The sequence below is a fragment of the Rhodococcus sp. OK302 genome (assembly GCF_002245895.1).
In the GTDB taxonomy this organism is placed as follows: Bacteria; Actinomycetota; Actinomycetes; order Mycobacteriales; family Mycobacteriaceae; genus Rhodococcus_F.
Genome location: NZ_NPJZ01000002.1, coordinates 73,567 through 90,940, shown reverse-complemented (window position 1 = coordinate 90,940; position 17,374 = coordinate 73,567). Strand labels below are relative to the sequence as shown.

20 protein-coding genes, 2 pseudogenes and 1 other annotated feature are annotated in these 17,374 nt (G+C 61.3%); of the genes and pseudogenes, 13 read left to right on the top strand and 9 right to left on the bottom strand.

All coding sequences use genetic code 11. The features are described from left to right. Positions 1-243: 243 nt before the first annotated feature. The 4 genes from BDB13_RS31825 to BDB13_RS27880 form a co-directional block, all read right to left on the bottom strand. Positions 244-573, bottom strand: a complete 330-nt coding sequence (locus BDB13_RS31825) for a hypothetical protein (protein ID WP_141210722.1) — start codon at positions 571-573, stop codon at positions 244-246. Positions 574-823: 250 nt separating this feature from the next. Next, on the bottom strand, positions 824-2,002 hold the full coding sequence (locus BDB13_RS27890; protein ID WP_141210721.1) for a hypothetical protein: 1,179 nt from the start codon (positions 2,000-2,002) through the stop codon (positions 824-826). Positions 2,003-2,451: 449 nt separating this feature from the next. Then, positions 2,452-3,042, bottom strand: coding sequence for a hypothetical protein (locus BDB13_RS27885; RefSeq protein ID WP_141210720.1), 591 nt, complete (start codon positions 3,040-3,042; stop codon positions 2,452-2,454). Further along, on the bottom strand, positions 3,029-4,009 hold the full coding sequence (locus tag BDB13_RS27880) for a hypothetical protein (protein ID WP_141210719.1): 981 nt from the start codon (positions 4,007-4,009) through the stop codon (positions 3,029-3,031). Before BDB13_RS27880 ends, BDB13_RS27885 begins: the two co-directional genes overlap by 14 nt. Positions 4,010-4,171: 162 nt before the next feature. Here BDB13_RS27880 and BDB13_RS27875 point away from each other — a divergent pair. The 3 genes from BDB13_RS27875 (at position 4,172) to BDB13_RS27865 (ending at position 6,681) form a co-directional block, all read left to right on the top strand. Beyond that, positions 4,172-5,424 (top strand): IS3 family transposase gene (locus tag BDB13_RS27875; protein WP_094275319.1). Its coding sequence is split into 2 segments (ribosomal slippage): positions 4,172-4,460 and positions 4,460-5,424, totalling 1,254 coding nucleotides; the frame shifts between segments, so codons are not numbered across the junction. Continuing rightward, positions 4,459-4,587 (top strand) — a sequence feature (AL1L pseudoknot). Its footprint overlaps the gene before it by 129 nt. A 327-nt stretch (positions 5,425-5,751) precedes the next feature. Next, positions 5,752-6,213, top strand: coding sequence for a hypothetical protein (locus BDB13_RS27870; protein WP_141210718.1), 462 nt, complete (start codon positions 5,752-5,754; stop codon positions 6,211-6,213). 108 nt (positions 6,214-6,321) lie between these two features. Further along, positions 6,322-6,681, top strand: a complete 360-nt coding sequence (locus tag BDB13_RS27865) for a hypothetical protein (RefSeq protein ID WP_141210717.1) — start codon at positions 6,322-6,324, stop codon at positions 6,679-6,681. Between the two features lie 183 nt (positions 6,682-6,864). On the opposite strand, the gene BDB13_RS27860 is transcribed toward BDB13_RS27865, so the two are convergent. After that, entirely contained in the window at positions 6,865-8,439 is a 1,575-nt protein-coding gene (locus BDB13_RS27860; RefSeq protein WP_094275316.1) for an ISL3 family transposase, read from the bottom strand. A gap of 416 nt (positions 8,440-8,855) precedes the next feature. On the opposite strand from BDB13_RS27860, the gene BDB13_RS27855 reads away from it, so the two are divergent. The 3 genes from BDB13_RS27855 (at position 8,856) to BDB13_RS27845 (ending at position 10,407) form a co-directional block, all read left to right on the top strand. Continuing rightward, positions 8,856-9,047, top strand: a complete 192-nt coding sequence (locus tag BDB13_RS27855; protein WP_094275315.1) for a hypothetical protein — start codon at positions 8,856-8,858, stop codon at positions 9,045-9,047. 239 nt (positions 9,048-9,286) lie between these two features. Next, the gene (locus BDB13_RS27850; RefSeq protein WP_094275892.1) at positions 9,287-9,652 is read left to right on the top strand and encodes a VOC family protein; all 366 of its coding nucleotides are present in this window, start codon (positions 9,287-9,289) and stop codon (positions 9,650-9,652) included. Between the two features lie 68 nt (positions 9,653-9,720). Next, positions 9,721-10,407: a Type 1 glutamine amidotransferase-like domain-containing protein gene (locus BDB13_RS27845; RefSeq protein ID WP_094275314.1), complete on the top strand. Its 687-nt coding sequence runs from the start codon at positions 9,721-9,723 to the stop codon at positions 10,405-10,407. Positions 10,408-10,435: 28 nt separating this feature from the next. On the opposite strand, the pseudogene BDB13_RS27840 reads toward BDB13_RS27845, so the two are convergent. Together BDB13_RS27840 and BDB13_RS27835 are read right to left on the bottom strand one after the other, a co-directional pair. Further along, positions 10,436-10,684, bottom strand: a pseudogene (locus BDB13_RS27840) (transposase); the annotation flags it as partial. Between the two features lie 86 nt (positions 10,685-10,770). Then, on the bottom strand, positions 10,771-11,277 hold the full coding sequence (locus BDB13_RS27835; protein ID WP_369597487.1) for an acyl-CoA thioesterase: 507 nt from the start codon (positions 11,275-11,277) through the stop codon (positions 10,771-10,773). Between the two features lie 468 nt (positions 11,278-11,745). On the opposite strand from BDB13_RS27835, the gene BDB13_RS33210 reads away from it, so the two are divergent. From BDB13_RS33210 to BDB13_RS27805, 7 genes are all read left to right on the top strand, one after another. Beyond that, on the top strand, positions 11,746-12,234 hold the full coding sequence (locus BDB13_RS33210; protein ID WP_254923087.1) for a helix-turn-helix domain-containing protein: 489 nt from the start codon (positions 11,746-11,748) through the stop codon (positions 12,232-12,234). Next, a complete protein-coding gene (locus BDB13_RS33205; protein ID WP_254923086.1) occupies positions 12,231-13,085 on the top strand; it encodes an IS3 family transposase in 855 nt (284 codons plus the stop codon). The genes BDB13_RS33210 and BDB13_RS33205 overlap by 4 nt, the downstream gene beginning before the upstream one ends. Positions 13,086-13,504: 419 nt before the next feature. Then, positions 13,505-13,648 carry a hypothetical protein gene (locus BDB13_RS32340; RefSeq protein WP_176459764.1) on the top strand — a complete coding sequence of 48 codons (144 nt, stop codon included), beginning with the start codon at positions 13,505-13,507 and terminating at the stop codon, positions 13,646-13,648. A 601-nt stretch (positions 13,649-14,249) separates the two neighbouring features. Then, complete coding sequence (locus BDB13_RS27820) at positions 14,250-14,792, top strand: hypothetical protein (RefSeq protein WP_094275311.1); 543 nt, start codon at positions 14,250-14,252, stop codon at positions 14,790-14,792. Positions 14,793-14,842: 50 nt separating this feature from the next. Then, a complete protein-coding gene (locus BDB13_RS27815) occupies positions 14,843-15,382 on the top strand; it encodes a hypothetical protein (protein ID WP_094275310.1) in 540 nt (179 codons plus the stop codon). Positions 15,383-15,523: 141 nt separating this feature from the next. Continuing rightward, positions 15,524-15,922, top strand: coding sequence for a hypothetical protein (locus BDB13_RS27810; RefSeq protein WP_094275309.1), 399 nt, complete (start codon positions 15,524-15,526; stop codon positions 15,920-15,922). A 44-nt stretch (positions 15,923-15,966) separates the two neighbouring features. Beyond that, positions 15,967-16,401 carry a hypothetical protein gene (locus BDB13_RS27805; protein WP_094275308.1) on the top strand — a complete coding sequence of 145 codons (435 nt, stop codon included), beginning with the start codon at positions 15,967-15,969 and terminating at the stop codon, positions 16,399-16,401. Between the two features lie 595 nt (positions 16,402-16,996). On the opposite strand, the gene BDB13_RS33200 is transcribed toward BDB13_RS27805, so the two are convergent. Together BDB13_RS33200 and BDB13_RS33855 are read right to left on the bottom strand one after the other, a co-directional pair. Then, positions 16,997-17,155, bottom strand: coding sequence for a hypothetical protein (locus BDB13_RS33200; protein WP_254923085.1), 159 nt, complete (start codon positions 17,153-17,155; stop codon positions 16,997-16,999). A 120-nt stretch (positions 17,156-17,275) separates the two neighbouring features. Then, positions 17,276-17,347 (bottom strand): annotated as a pseudogene (locus tag BDB13_RS33855) (hypothetical protein); the annotation flags it as partial. Positions 17,348-17,374: the final 27 nt, after the last annotated feature.

Genomic DNA, 17,374 nt, shown 5'->3' with positions numbered 1-17,374 from the left:
ATCCACCTTTAGTGCTAGAGGCTTGCGGCGGTGGAAGACCTTCCCACCGGACGGGTCGTAGATCTCGGCGATATCGAACCACTAGCTCAGTGGATCGAGCGACCAGTAGCCGGAGCGATCGACAACGATGCCAGCCGATTCGTGACAACCGGCACCGAGTCCTCCTTCGTCTCGACAGGCCGCTGGCCTGCCGCCGGAGTTGTCCGACGGCAGGCCAGCGGCCTGGGCGAGAGTTCTACGACGTCACGCCCGGGGAATCAACGCCCGGGAAATCACATTGCGTACGCCGCAACTTCCGTACTCGCTCATCTGAAACTTCGCCACCGACACCCCGTACTGGTCGATCACGGTGTACTCGTCGAAACTATCCACTTCACCGCCCCCAGGGCAGTGCCGTGAAGGATCCGTCGAATCTGGGAGCGAGAGAAGGATTCTCTGCACCTCGCCGCCATCGGTGACGAGCGCCGGCGGCGGAACGAGGTCCCCGGTAAGAGCCTTGAAATTTGAATCAGGTGCGCTCCGGTCGATATCGATGTCCTGGTTGTGCACGAAGTGGCAACGACGCAGGGTCACGACCGAAGTGGACGGGTCCCTCTTATGATCGAGAAGCCATTCCCGCCCGAACAGGCTCTCCTCATTGCCGTATCTCGCCGCAGCATCGCAGCCCCCTGATCCCGTGTTCGCCTCGACGGATGTCGATTCCGCGGCGCTCGCAGAGGGTTCCGCGGTCGGGCTGTCCGACGAACAACCGACAAGCAGCAACGGGGCGATCGCGGCCACGACGGCCAGCCCAGCCCGTGGCGCGGTCCGGCGGCGTGCCGTTCTAGCCGACTTCAACGGTCCTGCCCATCGCGGAGAGGTTCTTCGTCTCCCCGGTGACCGCCATGTCGAGGACCTGCCGCGTTTCCGGGTCGATTGTCACCGTCACGTTGCCACGAGGCGTTTCACGGCCGTCGCCCGCATTCATGCTGCGCGGCACGATGCCGTCGCCGTCGATCTGGACGACGATCACCTTGCGGTCATCATCGATGACGGCGTTCTCCGATGCCGCGTAACGGGAACGGCTGGTCTCGGTGACACGGGCTGTACCCCGTTCCTTCATCTCGAACGCGTTCGCGACGTCATCGACCACGGCCGCCGAATTGTCGGCGGTCAGGTGTGGTTTGGCTCGATTCGCCTGGACGGCCTCCTGGAACTGCGCCGGCTCATTATCGACACCGGCGGCAGCTGGCGCACCTGCGGCCAGAGGGACATTGCAGCCCTGCGCCGACCACGAGTTGATCGAACTGGTGCTGTTCTTGGAAGTGAAAAGGACACCCTGGCCAGGGTCCGCCGCGGTCAGATACGAGGGAGCCACCCATGCGCCGCTTCCGGGGTTGTACCGGAAGTTTGCGCCCTGGCCCGAACCGCGGACATTCGACGTCGAGGATTCCATCCCGATCTGGCCGCCGCCGGCAAACGCGCCGCCGTCGATCGAGGTGCCGACGACCTGGTGGTTGTTCCAGATGGTCCAGTTGTTGGTGTTCTGAACCCAGGTGATGCCGTGGTCCACCCATACGCCGGTGTTGGAGTCCCGGATGTACCACTCGTGGTAGTTGTTGCCGTTGTCGGGATCGCGCTGATCTGCCCAGAAATGGTTGTCACCCCAGATCAGGCCCGCGTTCATCGTATCGATCTTCCCGGCGGTGTATCCGGTCTCGACCCAGGTCATACGGGCGTGGTTGTAGTTGGTGTTGGTGGCCATCCAGATTTCGTGGGTCGCGAACTCGTTCTGGGGGTCGCCGACTCTGAGGCAGTCCACCTTGAGGTCGGCGGCAAGACCGGCCATCGACTGAGGGACTCCGTTCTTCATCTGGCCGAACTTCCAGTTCCCGTAACAGTGGTTTACCCCCGCGCACTGGGTTTGGGCGTTCGCCACCTGCGGTGCGGAGACTCCCAGGCCCAACACCGCCGCGGAAGCCAACACGACGGACAGTCGTTTGAATGATGTGCGTGAATTCATAGTTTGGGACAGTAAGGGGATTCATGTTGAGGGCATCACGTTTTAGAGCGGCTTGTCGGATGTGTCACATTTCTCTGAACTATGCGCCTTGATTTCTTAGTACTTTAGTAGGAGAAGCTGGGATAAATTACTAGTACTTTAAGTGGATAACTGTCTCTACGTGCACTGTCGAACTTATCGGCACATTCTCTCCGATTACTCCACCAAACGCATTGCTCAAATCTGGATCAAGTACCGAGTGAAATTGAAGTTTCGACCCAAATTGAGACCTGCCTGCGGTGGATCCATGACACTGCCCAGTGACACCTTCGATCCGGACGCACCGACGCTGAATGAGAAACAGGCCGCCACGGTGCTGCCAATCTGCGGGATTTCCTACGGATCAGCAGGCCTGCCGCCGGAGTTGTCCGGACGGCAGGCCAGCAGCCTAAGCGAGAGGTTTTACGGCGTTACGTGGAGGGGACGATGTTGTTAATCCCGCAGGGGCCCATTTCGCTAGTCTGGAACGTCGCCACCGGCGTTCCCGACGGGTCGAGCACGGTGTATTCGTCGAAGGTGTAGACCCTCTCGTAGGGAGAAATGTACGGGCCGCAGCGCTTGCCCACGTCGGTCGAATCGGGGAGCGACAGAATGATCCTCTGCACCTCAGCATCATCGGTGATGACCGATGATGGCGGTACGAGCTCGCCATCATCGGCCATGTCGGGTGAGGGCGGTACGGGACCGTCTTGGTACCGCTCATGCGAGTAGTGGCAGCGCCGAAGGGCCACACCCGAGACGGTCGGGTCCTGCTTGTAGGCGAGGAGCCATTCCCGTCCGAACAGGTTGTCTTCGTAATACGCCGCCGCGGCGGCACATTGCGTCGATCCCGCGGTCGTGTCGGCAGGCGCCGATTCCGCTTCGCTCGCAGCGGGCGCAGCGGGCGCGGAGGTTGAGTCTCCCGACGTGCAACTCGCGAGAATCAACGGGGAAAGCCCGCCCACGACGACCAGACCGGCACGCATCGTAACCCGGCGCAGCGCTGTGCTAGCCGACTTCAACGGTCCTGCCCATCGAGGAGAGGTTCTTCGTCTCCTCGGTGACCGCGATGTCGAGGACCTGCCGGGTTTGCGGGTCGATCGTCACCGTCACGTTGCCTCGGGGTGTTTCACGGCCCTCTCCGATGTGGCGTGGCGCGGTGCCGTCGCCGTCGATCTGGACGATGATCACCTGGCGGTCGTCATCGATGACGGCGTTCTCCGATGCCGCGTAGCGGGAACGGCTGGTCTCGGTGACACGGGCTGTGCCCCGATCCTTCATCTCGAACATGTTCGCGACGTCGTCGACCACGGCCGCGGAATTGTCGGCGGTCAGGCGAGGTTTGGCCCGATTCGCCTGGACGGCTTCCTGGAACTGCGCCGGCGCATTGTCGGCACCGGCCGCGGCCAGAGGGACATTGCAGCCCTGCGCCGACCACGAGTTGGTCGAGCTGGTGTTGTTCTTGGAGGTGAAAAGGACACCCTGGCTGCCGTCCAGCTCACTTAGGTATGGAGGAGCCACCCATGCGCCGTTACCGGGGTTGTACCGGAAGTTTGCGCCCTGGCCCGAACCGCGGACATTCGGCGTCGTGGATTCCATCCCGATCTGGCCGCCGCCGGCAAACGCGCCGCCGTCGATCGAGGTACCGACGACCTGATGGTTGTTCCAGATAGTCCAGTTGTTGGTGTTCTGAACCCAGGTGATGCCGTGGTCTACCCACACGCCGGTGTTGAAGTCCCGGATGTACCACTCGTGGTAGTTGAAGCCGTTGGGGTCGCGCTGATCGGCCCAGAAATGGTTGTCACCCCAGATCAGGCCCGCGTTCATCGTATCGATGCGCCCGGCGGTGTACCCGGTCTCGATCCACGTCGGGCTGGCGTGGTTGTAGTTGGTGTTGGTCATCATCCAAATTTCCTGGCTGGCCATCTTGTTTTGTGGGTCTGCGACTCTGAGGCAGTCCACCTTGAGGTCGGCGGCAAGACCGGCCATCGACACAGGGGTTCCGGAGTTACCAGTTAGCTTGCCGAAGCCCCACGACCCGTAACAGTGGTTTGCCCCCGCGCACTGGGTTTGGGCGTTCGCCACCTGCGGTGCGGAGACTGAATCGCACCGGAGTTTCCGGAGACTTCATCCTTTGGGAAAGATGGAGTCATGTCGTCAGGAACGAACAAGAGGTACCCGCCCGAGCTGCGTGAGCGTGCGGTGCGGATGGTCGCAGAAGTCCAACACGAGTACCCGTCGGAGTGGGCGGCGGTCGAATCCGTCGCCGGCAAACTCGGCATTGGAACAGCGCAAACGTTGCTCAACTGGATCCGGAAGGCGCAAACCGACGCCGGCGAACGACCCGGTGTGACAACCGAGATGGCAGCGGAAATGCGCAAACTCCGAGCCGAGAACCGGGAACTCAAGCGTGCCAACGAAATCCTGAAGTCGGCATCGGTTTTCTTCGCAGCGGAGCTCGACCGCAACAACAAGTGATCATCGACTACATCAACCGATACAAAAACGAGTACGGCGTCGAGCCGATGTGCAGGGTGCTCACCGAGCACGGCTGCACGATTGCGCCGTCCACCTACTACGAAGCCCGCGGCCGTTCCGCATCTCGACGGTCTGTGCGCGACGAAGAGCTGAAGATCGAGATCAGCCGCGTGCACGCTGAGAACTACTCGGTCTATGGCGCCCGCAAAGTCTGGCTCCATATGAGACGCGAGGGCATCGACGTGGCCAGGTGCACCGTCGAGCGACTGATGGGCATCCTCGGACTCGAAGGCGCACGTCGAGGGAAGACCAAACGCACCACCATCGCTGATCCGCAAGGGCATCGCGCAGACGATCTGGTGCAGCGGAAATTCAACCCGGTGGCGCCAAATATGTTGTGGGTAGCCGACTTCACATATGTTTCGACGTGGTCAGGTTGGGTATATGTCGCGTTCGTCATCGATGCGTACTCACGCAGAATCCTCGGCTGGCGAACCTCGACGACGATGACGACCCCGTTGGTGCTCGATGCGATCGAGCATGCGATCTGGACACGCCGCAGAGAGGGGATTACGGATTTGTCGGGGCTCATTCATCACAACGATCGCGGGTCGCAGTACACGTCAATTGCGTTCACCGACAGGCTCATTGAGGTTGGTATCGATGCCTCGATCGGTGCTACCGGGTCAAGTTACGACAATGCTCTGGCGGAGACGATCAACGGGCTTTACAAGACCGAGTTGATCAAGCCTCGCGGGCCGTGGCGAACGGTCGAACAGGTGGAAATCGCCACGCTGGAGTGGGTGGACTGGTTCAACCGCCGACGTCTCTACGAACACTGCGGCGATGTGCCTCCGGTCGAACTCGAGGCGTTCTACTACGGTAAACACAGAACTACGCGAATCGCGGAGTTCTCAAATCAGTAAGTCTCCGGACTCGCCGGTGCGATTCACTTAGTACTTTAGTAGGAGAAGCTGGGAGAAATTACTAGCACTTTAGGTGGATAACTGTCTCTACGTACACTGTCGAACTTATCGGCACATTTTCTCTGATTACTCCACTAAACGCATTGCTCCAACCTGGATGAAGTTTCGAGTGAGATTAAGGTTCCTGACTGAATTGAGACATGTCTGCGGTAGTCGAATGACTGTAAAAGCACCGGAATTTCTTGTTGACGGATACTCTCGTTCGGATCGCGAAACACGGCTGAGGCCGACCACCGCGCCCAATCACGACGAGCACAGGAGTGAATAGTGCGGACCCGGAATTATCTGCCGACCCTCCTCCTCGCGGGTCTTACCGTTGCTGCGGGATGCTCGATCCCGGAACCGGTACCCGATAGGACGCCGCGGTTCTCTGCCGGGGTTTTCACACTCACCTGGTCGTCGACGCGCGATACGACCCATGCCAACGTGGCAAACAACGTCGTCGCGGTCATGCGGAACAGCACGGAAATCGGGCGGGCGGAAACCTTTTCGTCGCTGCTGTCGTCGAGTCGGGAGATTTCGCCGGTCCACGCCGTGTGGCTGGCCGGGGGTGGGGTGAGTGCGCGACGCGTCGCGACGTTCAACGTGACTGAGCTCGCCGACGAGGGTGTGCAGAGCGTGGACTTGGACCCGTGGAGGGGGGAACAGGAGGTCCGGGTGACGACTGAACTGTCGAAGGATGTGACGGAGCCGAACTCCGACCCGTTTCTCGTGGTAACACTCGAGTAACGAAGAACCCGAGTGGAGATGTGTACCGCTGATACGTCTTAGGCTGCCGAATGTACAAAACGGACCGGTCTGAATTCTGTTGGAGCGGCATAAACGAGAGGTGCAACCATGTTTCGAATCAGCGGTATGACGAAGGGGCATCGACGTTCTCTGATGGGAGGACGACTCGCGCTGGCAGGTCTCGCAACAGTGGCAGCGGTGGCCGGGCTCGGTGTGGGTCCCGCTGCTGCGCAACCTTCTACGGTGGGCGATTCCAGTGCGACGCAGGATGTCGTGGCTATGGCCGCGATACAGTTCGTGTCCGGTGGCTGGACCTATGACGGGTGCCGCGCGAAGGGCGACAGGGGCATGGGCAGGACCTGGAACTACTACGAGTGCCGCGCGGAAGGTGGAACGTTCGCGTTGTGGGTGATTTACGATTGCTCGATCTGTCGTACCGCACCTGACGGATTTAAGGAAGGTGAGTAGCAGCTCGGAGTCGTGCAAGAGGAATCTCCATAGTTTCTGAAACTATTGCAGGCTCGAAATTTTGAGCCGGAATCGGAAGATTTCATCTGAAATCTTTTCCTGTCGAGAGTGATGAGAATCAAAACTGTTGACGACGGCTGAAAAGTGGTTCTGGCCCACTTTCCGTGATCGATTTTGAATGTGTCAGTTGCTGAGGAGTATTCGTTTGCGGAGCAAGTCGAATCCAGCACGTCCGTACATTTGCCGTTTCAGCATCTTGATCCGGTTTACGTGCCCTTCGACAGCGCCGGAACTATAGGGCAGAGTCAGCCCGTTTCGGACGGCTGCGTGGTCGGTTTCTAGTCCTCGAACGAAGCGATGCAAGTGCGGAAGATCATCTGCCGAGACGGCAGACATCCAAGAGTTCAATTGTGCACCAAGGCGTTCGGTGAGCATCTCCGCGAACGAAGTGACATGCCCTGCGGTGGCTTCGATGTGTGGACAGCTGGCGAGGATCTGTTTGAGTCCGATCTGCTCATCGTCGGTGAGGTTATCGGGATGACGCAACATCCAGGAGGTGATCCGCCGGACCTTCGGGACCTGTTCTCTGGCCGGCGCAGCGCCGATTGAACGCAGCGGTCTCAAGTAGTCGCGGACGGAGCTGTAGCTGCCGCGATATCCCAATGCTTGAAGTTCTTCGTAAAGTGCAGCAGCGGAGGTGTATCCATCGTTGAAGCGGTCATGCAGGTGAACGGCGAACTCGTCCAACATGGTGGGCCGGCCCGCCCGCGGCGCACCCAACAACTCGTCGACACTGCTCGCGCGGTAAAAACGGCGGACGGTCTCCCGTGCCAGCCCGAAGTGGCGGGCGATCGCTCTGATTCCCATGCCTTCGTTCTTGAGATTTGTGACCGCCTCGAATCGCCGTTTCGTCCGCGCGGTGAGCGCCGAACTCTCCTGGCGAGTGGCGTGTACCTGGTCGGCGGCCCGCCTCAGGAGTTCTGACGTGGTGCGTTCGATCGAAGGTTCAATTTCTGACTCTGCCTTTCGTAGGCAATGATGATGGGCCGCAACGGTTTTCTCCACCGCCTCGGCAAGGTTGTGCCACAGATGCCAGCGGTCTGCAACCTCGATCGCCTCCGATGCTCCGGCGCGGGCTGCTTCGGCATATGCGCCAGCGCGGTCGCGGCAGATCACCTCGGGTCCTGGGTGCGCCCGCAGCCATTCGGCGACGGTGCCGGCTTTCCGGTCGGCGAGAACATCGACCGGGCGATGCGTTTCCATGTCGATCAGGATCGTGCCGTACCGATGTCGTCTCCGCAGCGCGAAATCGTCGATACCGAGCACAGTGACCACTCTTGTCTGAGGGTCAGGTAATGCTCGGACCAGGCGCAACAGGGTGGAACGTCCGACATCTATCCCCAACGCAGACGTCAACCTCGATCCTGCTCGCCCCGCCAACGCCAGCGCGATCTGCTCCAAGATTTCGCGCAGCAGCGGCGTGGTCCGTGCGTAAGCCTTGGTCAGTCCGTCGATCTGCTCGACAAATGTGCGTCGGTCACAGCCACTGTCCGAGCACAGAAACCGACGCACCTGCAAAACGACGTAGCTCGATCGGCCAGCTATCGCCGTATCGGCGAGCATGCGTTCATACCGACTGTGGACCCGTTTCGAGGAAACACCACACGCCGGACAGCTCGCCGACGTCGACAACGGCGACGCACGAATACGGACTCCACCTGCGTCCGCATCGACCGAATCGATGTTGACCCCCGACAAGTGCGGAAGAAGTACGCGCAGGTCGCAACAGTTCTCAGAACACTAGAACGATCATCTCCCGCACGATCCAAGTCCTAGCGGAACGACACGCGGCGCGAAGGTGGAGCCGTCACGGAAATTGGGCCAGAACCAAAATTCAGATGCCGTTGACAGACCTCCATGGGTTTGTCTCAACTTCCACCCTAGGCGACGGGCCGGAGCCTTCGCGCATGGCCGATTCGCATTTGTCAATGTGAAGCCGCCGCGAGGCAAAGAGCCTCCAGCAGGTATCGCCAATGGTTTACTGCAGCAATGCTTCCCGAAAGAAGCGAATTTCTGTCTGCAGCCTCTGAATAACCCACGCAAAATGTTTGGCTGGAACACGCGAGCTGTGCGCTTCACTTGCCTAATCGCTGCCGGATATTAGCATCGAATCCATGTCGGCTCACGAAATGCTCGACTCCTACGGTTCGATCTTCCTCGAGCGCAACGATGACGGGCGCAGCTTCGTGGTTTCCGGCCAGTCGATTCCCACGTCATCGGTCACGTCGCCGAGCAGCGCAGCCAACGCCCGGAATTGCGTCGTGGTGCGGCCTCGTTGGGGACGTCCGGATGCTGATAGGTCTTGATCACCCCACGAGCGGGCAGGCCTACATCGACGGCCGACCGTTTCGGGAGCGTAGCAGTTGGTGCAGTTCCATAACTGATCGTTCTAGAGATGAGAACAAACATTACTTGGACTTATCGCTTGCCCCGGAGCTAGCGTTGTTGTGCAGCCTCGGCCCGACCGATCGACTCGTGTTCACCCGGGTCGGCTCTGGTGGAACGTGCGCGGCAGCAGCTACATCTCCCGAGTGAAAGGCGTCGCGTGCGTCTCCCTAATCAGTTCTTGATCTATGTCAGCGACGCCGCCTCAGCGGCGGCGTTCTACGGCGAGCTGTTCGGCATACAAGCCCAGATGCTCAGTCACCGCTACGCGACCTTCGAGTTGGGTGGGGTTGTCCTCGCTCTGTGGGGGGGAAAGGCCCGAACGGCCGGAACGCCGCCGGTCCCGGCGTTTGAGGTCGGGCTCCTGGTCGAAGGCGGAAGCCCGAAGATCCGCGAGATCTACGATGAATGGCTGGGTAAGGGGGTCGAGATGGTGGAGGAACCATCCGAGGATGTCTTCGGCCTGACATTCGTGGCTGCCGACCTGGATGGGAACCGACTCAGGGTTGCACCCGTCGACCAGTGAAATCGCTTTGTCTCGACGGCCACGCTGCGAGTCGTAGTGTGGCTACTTCAATTCCTAAGGATTACGACATGCATCTGCTTCTGCTCTCCCTCGGTATCGGTGCCGTACCCGACTTCGTGTCCGCGAACGTGAAACGACCGACCGGTGAGGTTCTCGTCGGCTATCTCAACGACGCCGCACGCCCGTACGCAGGCGAAGCGTTTGTGGCCGCCGAGCGTGAGCAACTCGCGAACCTGGGATACACACTGACTGACATCACTGCTGGCGACTACGACCAGGTCGACGAGTTTGTTGCCGCCCTCGACGACCTTGATGTCCTCTACGTGGCCGGTGGCAACACTTTCGTGCTCCTTGCTGCGCTACGCCGGCATGGGGCCGCCGCCGTCGTCGTCGAGAAAGTTCGAGCCGGGCTTCCCTATATCGGGTCAAGCGCGGGATCGGTCATCACTGGCCCTAGCATCGAACCGGTCTCATTCATGGACAACCTCGCCGACGCGCCAGACCTCGCCGACGCGCCAGACCTCGCCGACCGCAGCGGACTTTGCCTCATCGACACAGTCGTCATTCCTCACGCTGACGGTGCGCTGCCGCCCTATCCGCCCGAACTTATCGCTCAAATCAAGGAAAGCTACGAAGCCGATTATCCGCTTTCGTTTGTCAACGACGACCAAGCGATCCTCGTCGAGAACATGTCACCACGCCTGGTCTCCTCGCCCCGACTCGTCGCGCCTGCCGAAACACCGTTGTCTCGATAACGGTGTTTCGATCGGTTTCCATCAAGTAAGTTTCCGACCCAGGCCAACGATCGGCGAACGTGATCGCAAACGCATTCAGAGCAGGCTGCCACCGCATGATCCATCGTGCCTGGCCCTTCCCTGTCGGGTCCAGCGAACGCGTCACCAAATAGAGGCACTTCAGCGCGGCGGCCTCCGTGGGGAAATGTCCACGAACCTTGACAGCGCGCCGGTACCGGGCATTCAAGGACTCGATGGCATTGGTGGAGCACAGAACTCGCCGTATCTCGATGTCGTAGTACCCCCGTGCGCATTTCGCTCATGGCTGCGTGCAAGAGGGAGTTTTTGTCTTGAACTGGGGTGATTACACGTCCCGCCCGTGCCTCATGTCGCATGCGAAGCGAAACCGATCTGTAGACCCCTCCGCACTTCTGCGCGGCGCGTGCTGCTCTGGGGCCAGTCTGCGGTGGTCCACGCTGCGAGCGCGGCCCGCTCGTCGGCGGAGAGGCGACGTAGTGTGCCGGCTTCGGGGTCGGCGAACGCGAGTTGGGTGGTGGCGGTGACCGCAGGCTTCGAGTCCGCCGCGGCGTGTGCGGAGCGCACCTCGTAGCGGAGGGTGACATCGACAGCGCGGAGCTTCTCGATCCACATCGTGACGGCGAGTGGGCTGTCGGAGTGTGTGAGTGGGGTGCGGTACCGCACTTCGATCCCGGCCACGACGGACGTCCCGAAGAGATTCGCGATGTCGGGGCCGGCGGAGATCAGCGAGTCGATGCGGGCTTCCTCGAGGAGTGTCACCATGCGGGCGTGGTTGACGTGTTTGAAGATGTCCATGTCGGACCACCGGACGACGACGTGTGAGGTGTAGGTGCGGGCGGTGGTGGCGGTCAGCGGTGGAAATCTCCTCGGCTGGTGGTGAAGTCGTCATTGTCGCAGGGCGGGTCTTGACCTGTTGAGACCAAGATCGTTTCTGGTGGAGTAGACGCCAGCTGCGGACGGCATCGGGTCGCCGGCGCTTTGCGGCCGGGACCAGGTCGCCAGCAGTTTCGGTGGTTGCGTGCGTGGTTGCGTGTTTTTTCTGCGTGCAGTGGTGCGTGCATAGTTGCTTGCATGGCTGTTTTGGTGGGTCTGACCTGGGGTGATGGCACGTCCCGGCGGGTAAGTGCCTCGTTCAGGCGAGTGAGGCTGATCTGGTCGCAGTGATCGTGTTCGTTCTCAGGGGAGGTCGCTGCTAGGAGTGGTGATGAGGCGCATGTCGGAAGATGGTGTGCGTCTGCTTGGAAAGGCCCTCGCCGTGATTGAACTGCTCCCCGGAAGTTGGACTGAGAAATTCAGTGCCAACGTCCGAGGAGCAGTTCTATGTATAAACGAAGTTCACTGACCGAAAATCAGCGAGCCACAGCGGTAGCGTTGTTCGAGACCGGCGAGGGCTATCGCGGGGTCGCGAGGCAGCTGGGTGCCAAATGGTGGCCCGTCAAACAGTTGCACGAGAGGTGGAGGGTTCGCGGAAGTGGGGCGCTGGTGACGAAACGGGGCGGACAGCCGATCTCATTCGAGTTGAAACTTGATGTGGTGCAGCGTTTCCTTGCTGGCGAGACGAAGGTCGAGCTCGCCAAGGAATTCGGTTTGTCCTCGCCAAAAGCGATCGACGTGTGGTTGCGGAAATATCGCGACGAGGGCGAGGACGGCTTACGTTCTAAACGGAGAGGTCGCCCACCGGGACCCGCCGAATCCGAGACCGGTCAGCGCAGTGAGTTGGAGCAGCTGCGAGCGGAGAACGAGCGATTGCGGGCGGAGGTCGCCTATCTGGGAAAACTGCGTGCCTTGAGGGCACAGGAACGACGGTGAAGGTTCGTGCCGTCGTCTCCCTCAAGGCTCAATACCGCCTCGACATGCTGCTCGAGGTTTCCGGGCTTGCCCGGTCGACATTCTTCTATCACCAAGCCCGGCTGAGCAATCCAGATTCGCATGCCGAACTGAAGACCGCGATCACAGCGGCGTTCGAAAGCAACCACGGCCGCTACGGGCATCGCCGCATCCACCTTGTGCTGGTTCACGCAGGGTGGCAGGTAGCGAAGAAGACCGTGCTCAAGCTCATGCGTGCGCTCGGGCTGGTCTGTCGCGTGCGGCGGAAGAAGAAGTACAACTCCTACCGAACCGAGGTCGGCAAGGTCGCACCGAATGTGCTCGATCGCGACTTCTCCGCCAGCGCGCCGAATCAGAAGTGGGTCACCGATGTGACCGAATTCCGTGTCGGTGATCAGAAGCTGTATCTCTCGCCCGTGATGGACCTATTTGACCGGCAGATCATCTCCTACTCGGTCGGCACGTCACCGAACCTGCAGCTGACCAACAGTTCCCTGCGTGCCGCGATCGCATCCCTCGGTGACGGGCAAACGCCAATGGTGCACTCGGACCAGGGATTTCAATACCAGAACCTGTCCTGGCGGCGTCTGCTCGCCGATTCCGGTGCGACCCAGTCGATGTCGAGGAAGGGCAACTGCTTCGACAACGCTGTAATCGAGAATTTCTTCGGCCACCTCAAAGAGGAGGTCTTTCACCACGTCCGATATCTCAATATCGATGCGCTGGCTACGGCGCTGGACGAGTACATCCACTGGTACAACCACGAACGCATCTCCACAAAGCTCGAGGGCCTGAGCCCGGTGCAATACCGAACCCAGACCCTCGCCGCCTAGACTCCTATTCCACCAGTCCAACTTCCGGGGACCAGTTCAGAATCGGGGGCCTTTCTGCTGTCTTAGGTGGCCCATCCGTCATGATCGGATCGGGGATAGCGGCGAGGCTGTTGAATGGAAACGTGAATCCACCTCACTGCCTGGGCTGTCGGGAAACCGGATCGTGAACACCAACGGTGGTGTGTCCTCTGTCGGTGTCGTGGAGACATGCGGAGCTGGAGGAAATCGGACCCGTCGTCGTCCAGTCACGAGGCGAAAACGCCAGTCTCGGAGAGCAATTCGCAAGATTGATGTCGGCAGCCCGGTCGGCGAGATCCGAGACCGCCTCATCGACCAATTCCTGGGCCTCGCCGACCGAATCGAGGTACGTATGCGTCCCTGCGCGGATTAATACCGAAACCGCTGACCTCGATTCCGCCGTGATCGAGGTCAGCGGTTTCGACGCAGCCACCGAGGTTGTCCTGCTCGGCACTCTCGTCGACCCCGGCGGCATCGAGATCGCGTCCGACGCCCACGCCGTCCACGGACTGGCCGCCGCCGACCTTGTCGACGCCCCACGTTGACCGGTGGTTCTCGACGCCGAAGGCCCGCACCACGATTGGATGCGGGCCTTCGGTGTGTGGATCGGGTGGCGGGCTGGGTATCAGCTGCCGAAGGGTGATGTGGGTGCGACGGTGACGACAGTCGATCCGCGTAGGCGAAGGCGACGTCGTCGGCTGCGGCAGCAGAGGCCAGCGCCGGGGCGAGGATGGCCAGTGGAATCGACGCTGCCGCAATGAGCGCGGCGCGGGTGATCAGTCGCATGGGGTGTCCTGTTCGTCCAGTTGGGTTCTCCAGTTGGGTTCTGTTTGCGATCCTGCACGAGGTGCGAGCGGGCGCCGTCGGGTCAGGTCGAGGGGAGGGTGGTGGCAGCAGCGGTATTTGTGGTGGTGATCTGCGGGGATGGCATGTCCCCCTCGTGCTTTCCGTCCGGAACGTTGGGCGTGTTGGGTTGCCTGCGGCTGCGGCGCGCGTGGGATCGGGGTACAGGAACTCGGACCGGCGCTCGCCGAAGCTCGTCTGTGCTTTCCGGATCGCCGAAAATTGCCAGGTCCGCGCGCCACCAAGCGAGTAGCGTGACACAGCATCAGGGTCGGGATAGATCCAACGCGAGAGGCTAACGCCATGCGTCGTGCAGCAATTCGCCGTTCCTTCGTAGCGCGGGCAGCGGCATCCATGACCATCCTCGCCCTCCCACTCTGCTCGGCCACCGCCACCGCCACCGCCAACCCGCCACCGATCCAGGCAGCGACGACCACGGCATTTCAAGTCCCGGTGCGGTACGTCGCAGGATGCCGGAGCAACTTGTTCATGTGCTTCAGCCCGCCGCCGCTGACGACCGTCACGCCGACGGCGACGCCTGGCGAACCGGGCGCGGTGACCTTTGCGGCGGAGCATCCGACATCGACCTGGGTCGGCATCTTCAGCTGCCTCGATGTGTCGGTGAACTGGCGAAACCTGACAACCGGCGCAGTCGGCACCATGATCCTTCGACAGACGGCCGACTACACCCGACCGGCACCGGAAGACCGGTGCCAATACACCCCCGCGACAGCGGTCACCGGCAGTGGCACGATCGCCGCGATCGCCGCGATCGGCGAGGCCCTCCGTCCCGACCTGTACCAGATTCTGGTCAACCCGGGTCTCGGCACCTTCCCGGTCCCCTAACCCCACATTTTGGCAGCAGGAAAGCTGACCCAACACGAGAGGCTAACGCCATGCGTCGTGCAGCAATTCGTCGTTCCTTCGCCGCCCAGGCTGCGGCATCCGTGGCGCTCCTCGCGATCCCGCTCTGCTCGTCTGCCACCGCGATAGCGGGGCCACCACCGATCGAGACAGCGACGACCACGGCGTTCCAGGTCCCCGTGCGGTTCGTCGCAGGGTGCCTGTTACTGACCGCATTGGCCTGCGACTACCCGCCGCCGCTGTCGACCGTGACGCCGTCAGCAACGACGGGCGCAGCGGGCGTAGTGACCTTCGCGGCGCAGCGTTCAGCGACGAACTCGACCTACTGTGTCGCCGTGTCGGTGAACTGGCGAAACCTGACTACCGGCGCCGCCGGCACCACCACGCTCCCAGTCGTGCGGCCCGACCACAGTCGACCCGCCGCACCGGAGGATTGGTGCCGATACGCCCCCGCGACGGTGGCCACTGGCAGTGGCACGATCGCCGCGGTCGCGGACATCGGCGCATATCCTCCTGTTGACGGGTACCAGATACTGATCAACCCGGGTCTCGGCACCTTCCCGGTCCCGTAGAACGTGTGTGTGGCGCGCACACGATCTCCGACGACCTGTGGGCTGTGATCGAACTCGTCTTAACTGAACATCCGCCGATCCACAGAACAGCTGTATGAGCGAACATGGACTTCGTCAGCTTCGTAGAGTCCTCGGACTCCGATGGTGTGTTTCGAGGTTTCGAACGGCCAGCGAACTGTTGCGCGTCGGCTGGATCTGCCTCTGTTTGCGGAGCTTCTGCATGACCTCGAGGCCGACGATCACGGGGAGGCGATCCTGTATAACTCGCAGGTCGACATGGAGATGTACCGGGCGAACGTCCGCAAGCCGCCCATGTTCGAGGAATGGTGTCCGGAGGGAAAAGAAGAGTTCATTCGAGTGATCGATGAGTTGGCAGCGGTTTCGGCGGTTGATCTGCGGATGTCCGGCCGCTACATCTGGAACGTCGCGCTGGATTGGGACACTCTCGAGCCTCTGACGGCCTACAGAAGTATCAGGACTGCCCCTCGGTCTGAGGACCTGAGGGTTGTAGTTCGAGCCACCAACAACCCTGTCTGGTAACTGCACGAAATGCGGGTATCCCGTCCCAAAGACAGGGGTATGCGATGAGACCACACCACGGCTTACGTCGAGCATCGATCGTCGCCGGAATCGGGGTCGCGCTGCTCTTCGGGGCACAACCTGCAGTCGCGGCACCGACCGACACCGTTTTCCCCGTTCCCCTTGTCGGGGCCTCGGTCTCTGCGACCGGACTCCCCTCCGTGTGCGTCATGTACGTGACCGCCAGTACCGATCTGGCGACGCCGGGCATCACCCGATTCACCGGTGGCGGCTATTGCAACGTCTTCATTCATTGGCGAAACATCTCGACCGGCGCGGCTAGCATCGCGTACCTCGGCTATCCGAGCGTCGAAGCCCAAACAGGGTCCGGCATCGTGCTCGCTACCGTCACGGTGCCGACCGGGCCGCCGGATTACCCGGCAGTGATGGTTCAGCCCGGGATGATTCAGCCCGGTGGTGGCGCCTGGACGGTCCCCTGACCGAACCGGCAAAGGCGCGTTCGTAGCAACAGCCGGGACAGCTTGGTGGAGTAGCTGGACTTGATGTTCTCCAAGGACGCTGCCCTGGTCCCGGGCAATCTTAACGGCGGGGCCACGTGCACTCCCCGAGCACGAAGGAACAAAGTGCACTAGACGCCGCTCTCGTCTTGACTAGTGCAGAGAATCCCGAGAGGTGTTGCGGCAACCCTTCACGTCCGAGGCCGGGTACGTGCAGGTCGGCGGCGAGGTGTTGGGAGTTCGCACAGAGTAGGAAGTCCCGCAGCCACTGCCGGGTGGTTGTCCCGTCGCCGAGCGAGCGATCGACATCAGCTTGGTGGGTGCAGGACAGGCCGAGATCATGTTCGGTGAGCCAGGTCAAGAACGGTGCCGCGACATTGATGCGGGCGCGGGCATAACGCGAAACGCTTACTGCCGCCGGCAGGTGTGCGGAGGGCGCACGGAAGCTGATTTTCGGGTGTTTGAATATTGTTGTGTTTCAGTAACTTTGGTTGATCGTTTGGTGGGCAATATGTGCACCCGGCAACTGCGAACGAGTGGACTTCCGCAACCGGGCGGCAATGTGTGATGCCCGGCCTTAGCTGATGTGTCGGCTCCAGAAGTCGTCGCCGGCCCAACCCTGCGGGACACCCATCCCGGCCAGGTTCATCGGTGGGCGGGTGGTGAGCAGCTCGTGGAGCCGCCGGGCCCAACTGCTGCGTGGGGACACGGAGTCGAGCACGGATTGCAGCGACACCAGCACAAGGTAGAGGCGCTTCCTCGACCGCTCCGGTAGAGCGTCCGCACCGTCTAACCAGGAGACCGTAGGTGAGTTCGGGATCGCCGGGTAGACGCCGAGGCCGACGTTCCACAGCCGGCCGTGGTGCGCGCAGACGTTCCGCACCCGCACGTAAGTTTGCAGCCAGGACTCCAGCACCGGCGCGGTCAGGCCGATGCTCTGGCGACCGCCGTTCGG

Excerpts from the sequence above, each read along its gene's own strand:
- BDB13_RS27890 (WP_141210721.1), bottom strand. The coding sequence starts at position 2,002 with ATGAATTCACGCACATCATTCAAACGACTGTCCGTCGTGTTGGCTTCC.
- BDB13_RS27880 (WP_141210719.1), bottom strand. The coding sequence starts at position 4,009 with ATGGCCGGTCTTGCCGCCGACCTCAAGGTGGACTGCCTCAGAGTCGCA.
- BDB13_RS27865 (WP_141210717.1), top strand. The coding sequence starts at position 6,322 with ATGTTTCGAATCAGCGGTATGACGAAGGGGCATCGACGTTCTCTGATG.
- BDB13_RS27855 (WP_094275315.1), top strand. The coding sequence starts at position 8,856 with ATGTCGGCTCACGAAATGCTCGACTCCTACGGTTCGATCTTCCTCGAG.
- BDB13_RS27845 (WP_094275314.1), top strand. The coding sequence starts at position 9,721 with ATGCATCTGCTTCTGCTCTCCCTCGGTATCGGTGCCGTACCCGACTTC.
- BDB13_RS33210 (WP_254923087.1), top strand. The coding sequence starts at position 11,746 with ATGTATAAACGAAGTTCACTGACCGAAAATCAGCGAGCCACAGCGGTA.
- BDB13_RS27820 (WP_094275311.1), top strand. The coding sequence starts at position 14,250 with ATGCGTCGTGCAGCAATTCGCCGTTCCTTCGTAGCGCGGGCAGCGGCA.
- BDB13_RS27815 (WP_094275310.1), top strand. The coding sequence starts at position 14,843 with ATGCGTCGTGCAGCAATTCGTCGTTCCTTCGCCGCCCAGGCTGCGGCA.
- BDB13_RS27810 (WP_094275309.1), top strand. The coding sequence starts at position 15,524 with ATGGTGTGTTTCGAGGTTTCGAACGGCCAGCGAACTGTTGCGCGTCGG.
- BDB13_RS27805 (WP_094275308.1), top strand. The coding sequence starts at position 15,967 with ATGAGACCACACCACGGCTTACGTCGAGCATCGATCGTCGCCGGAATC.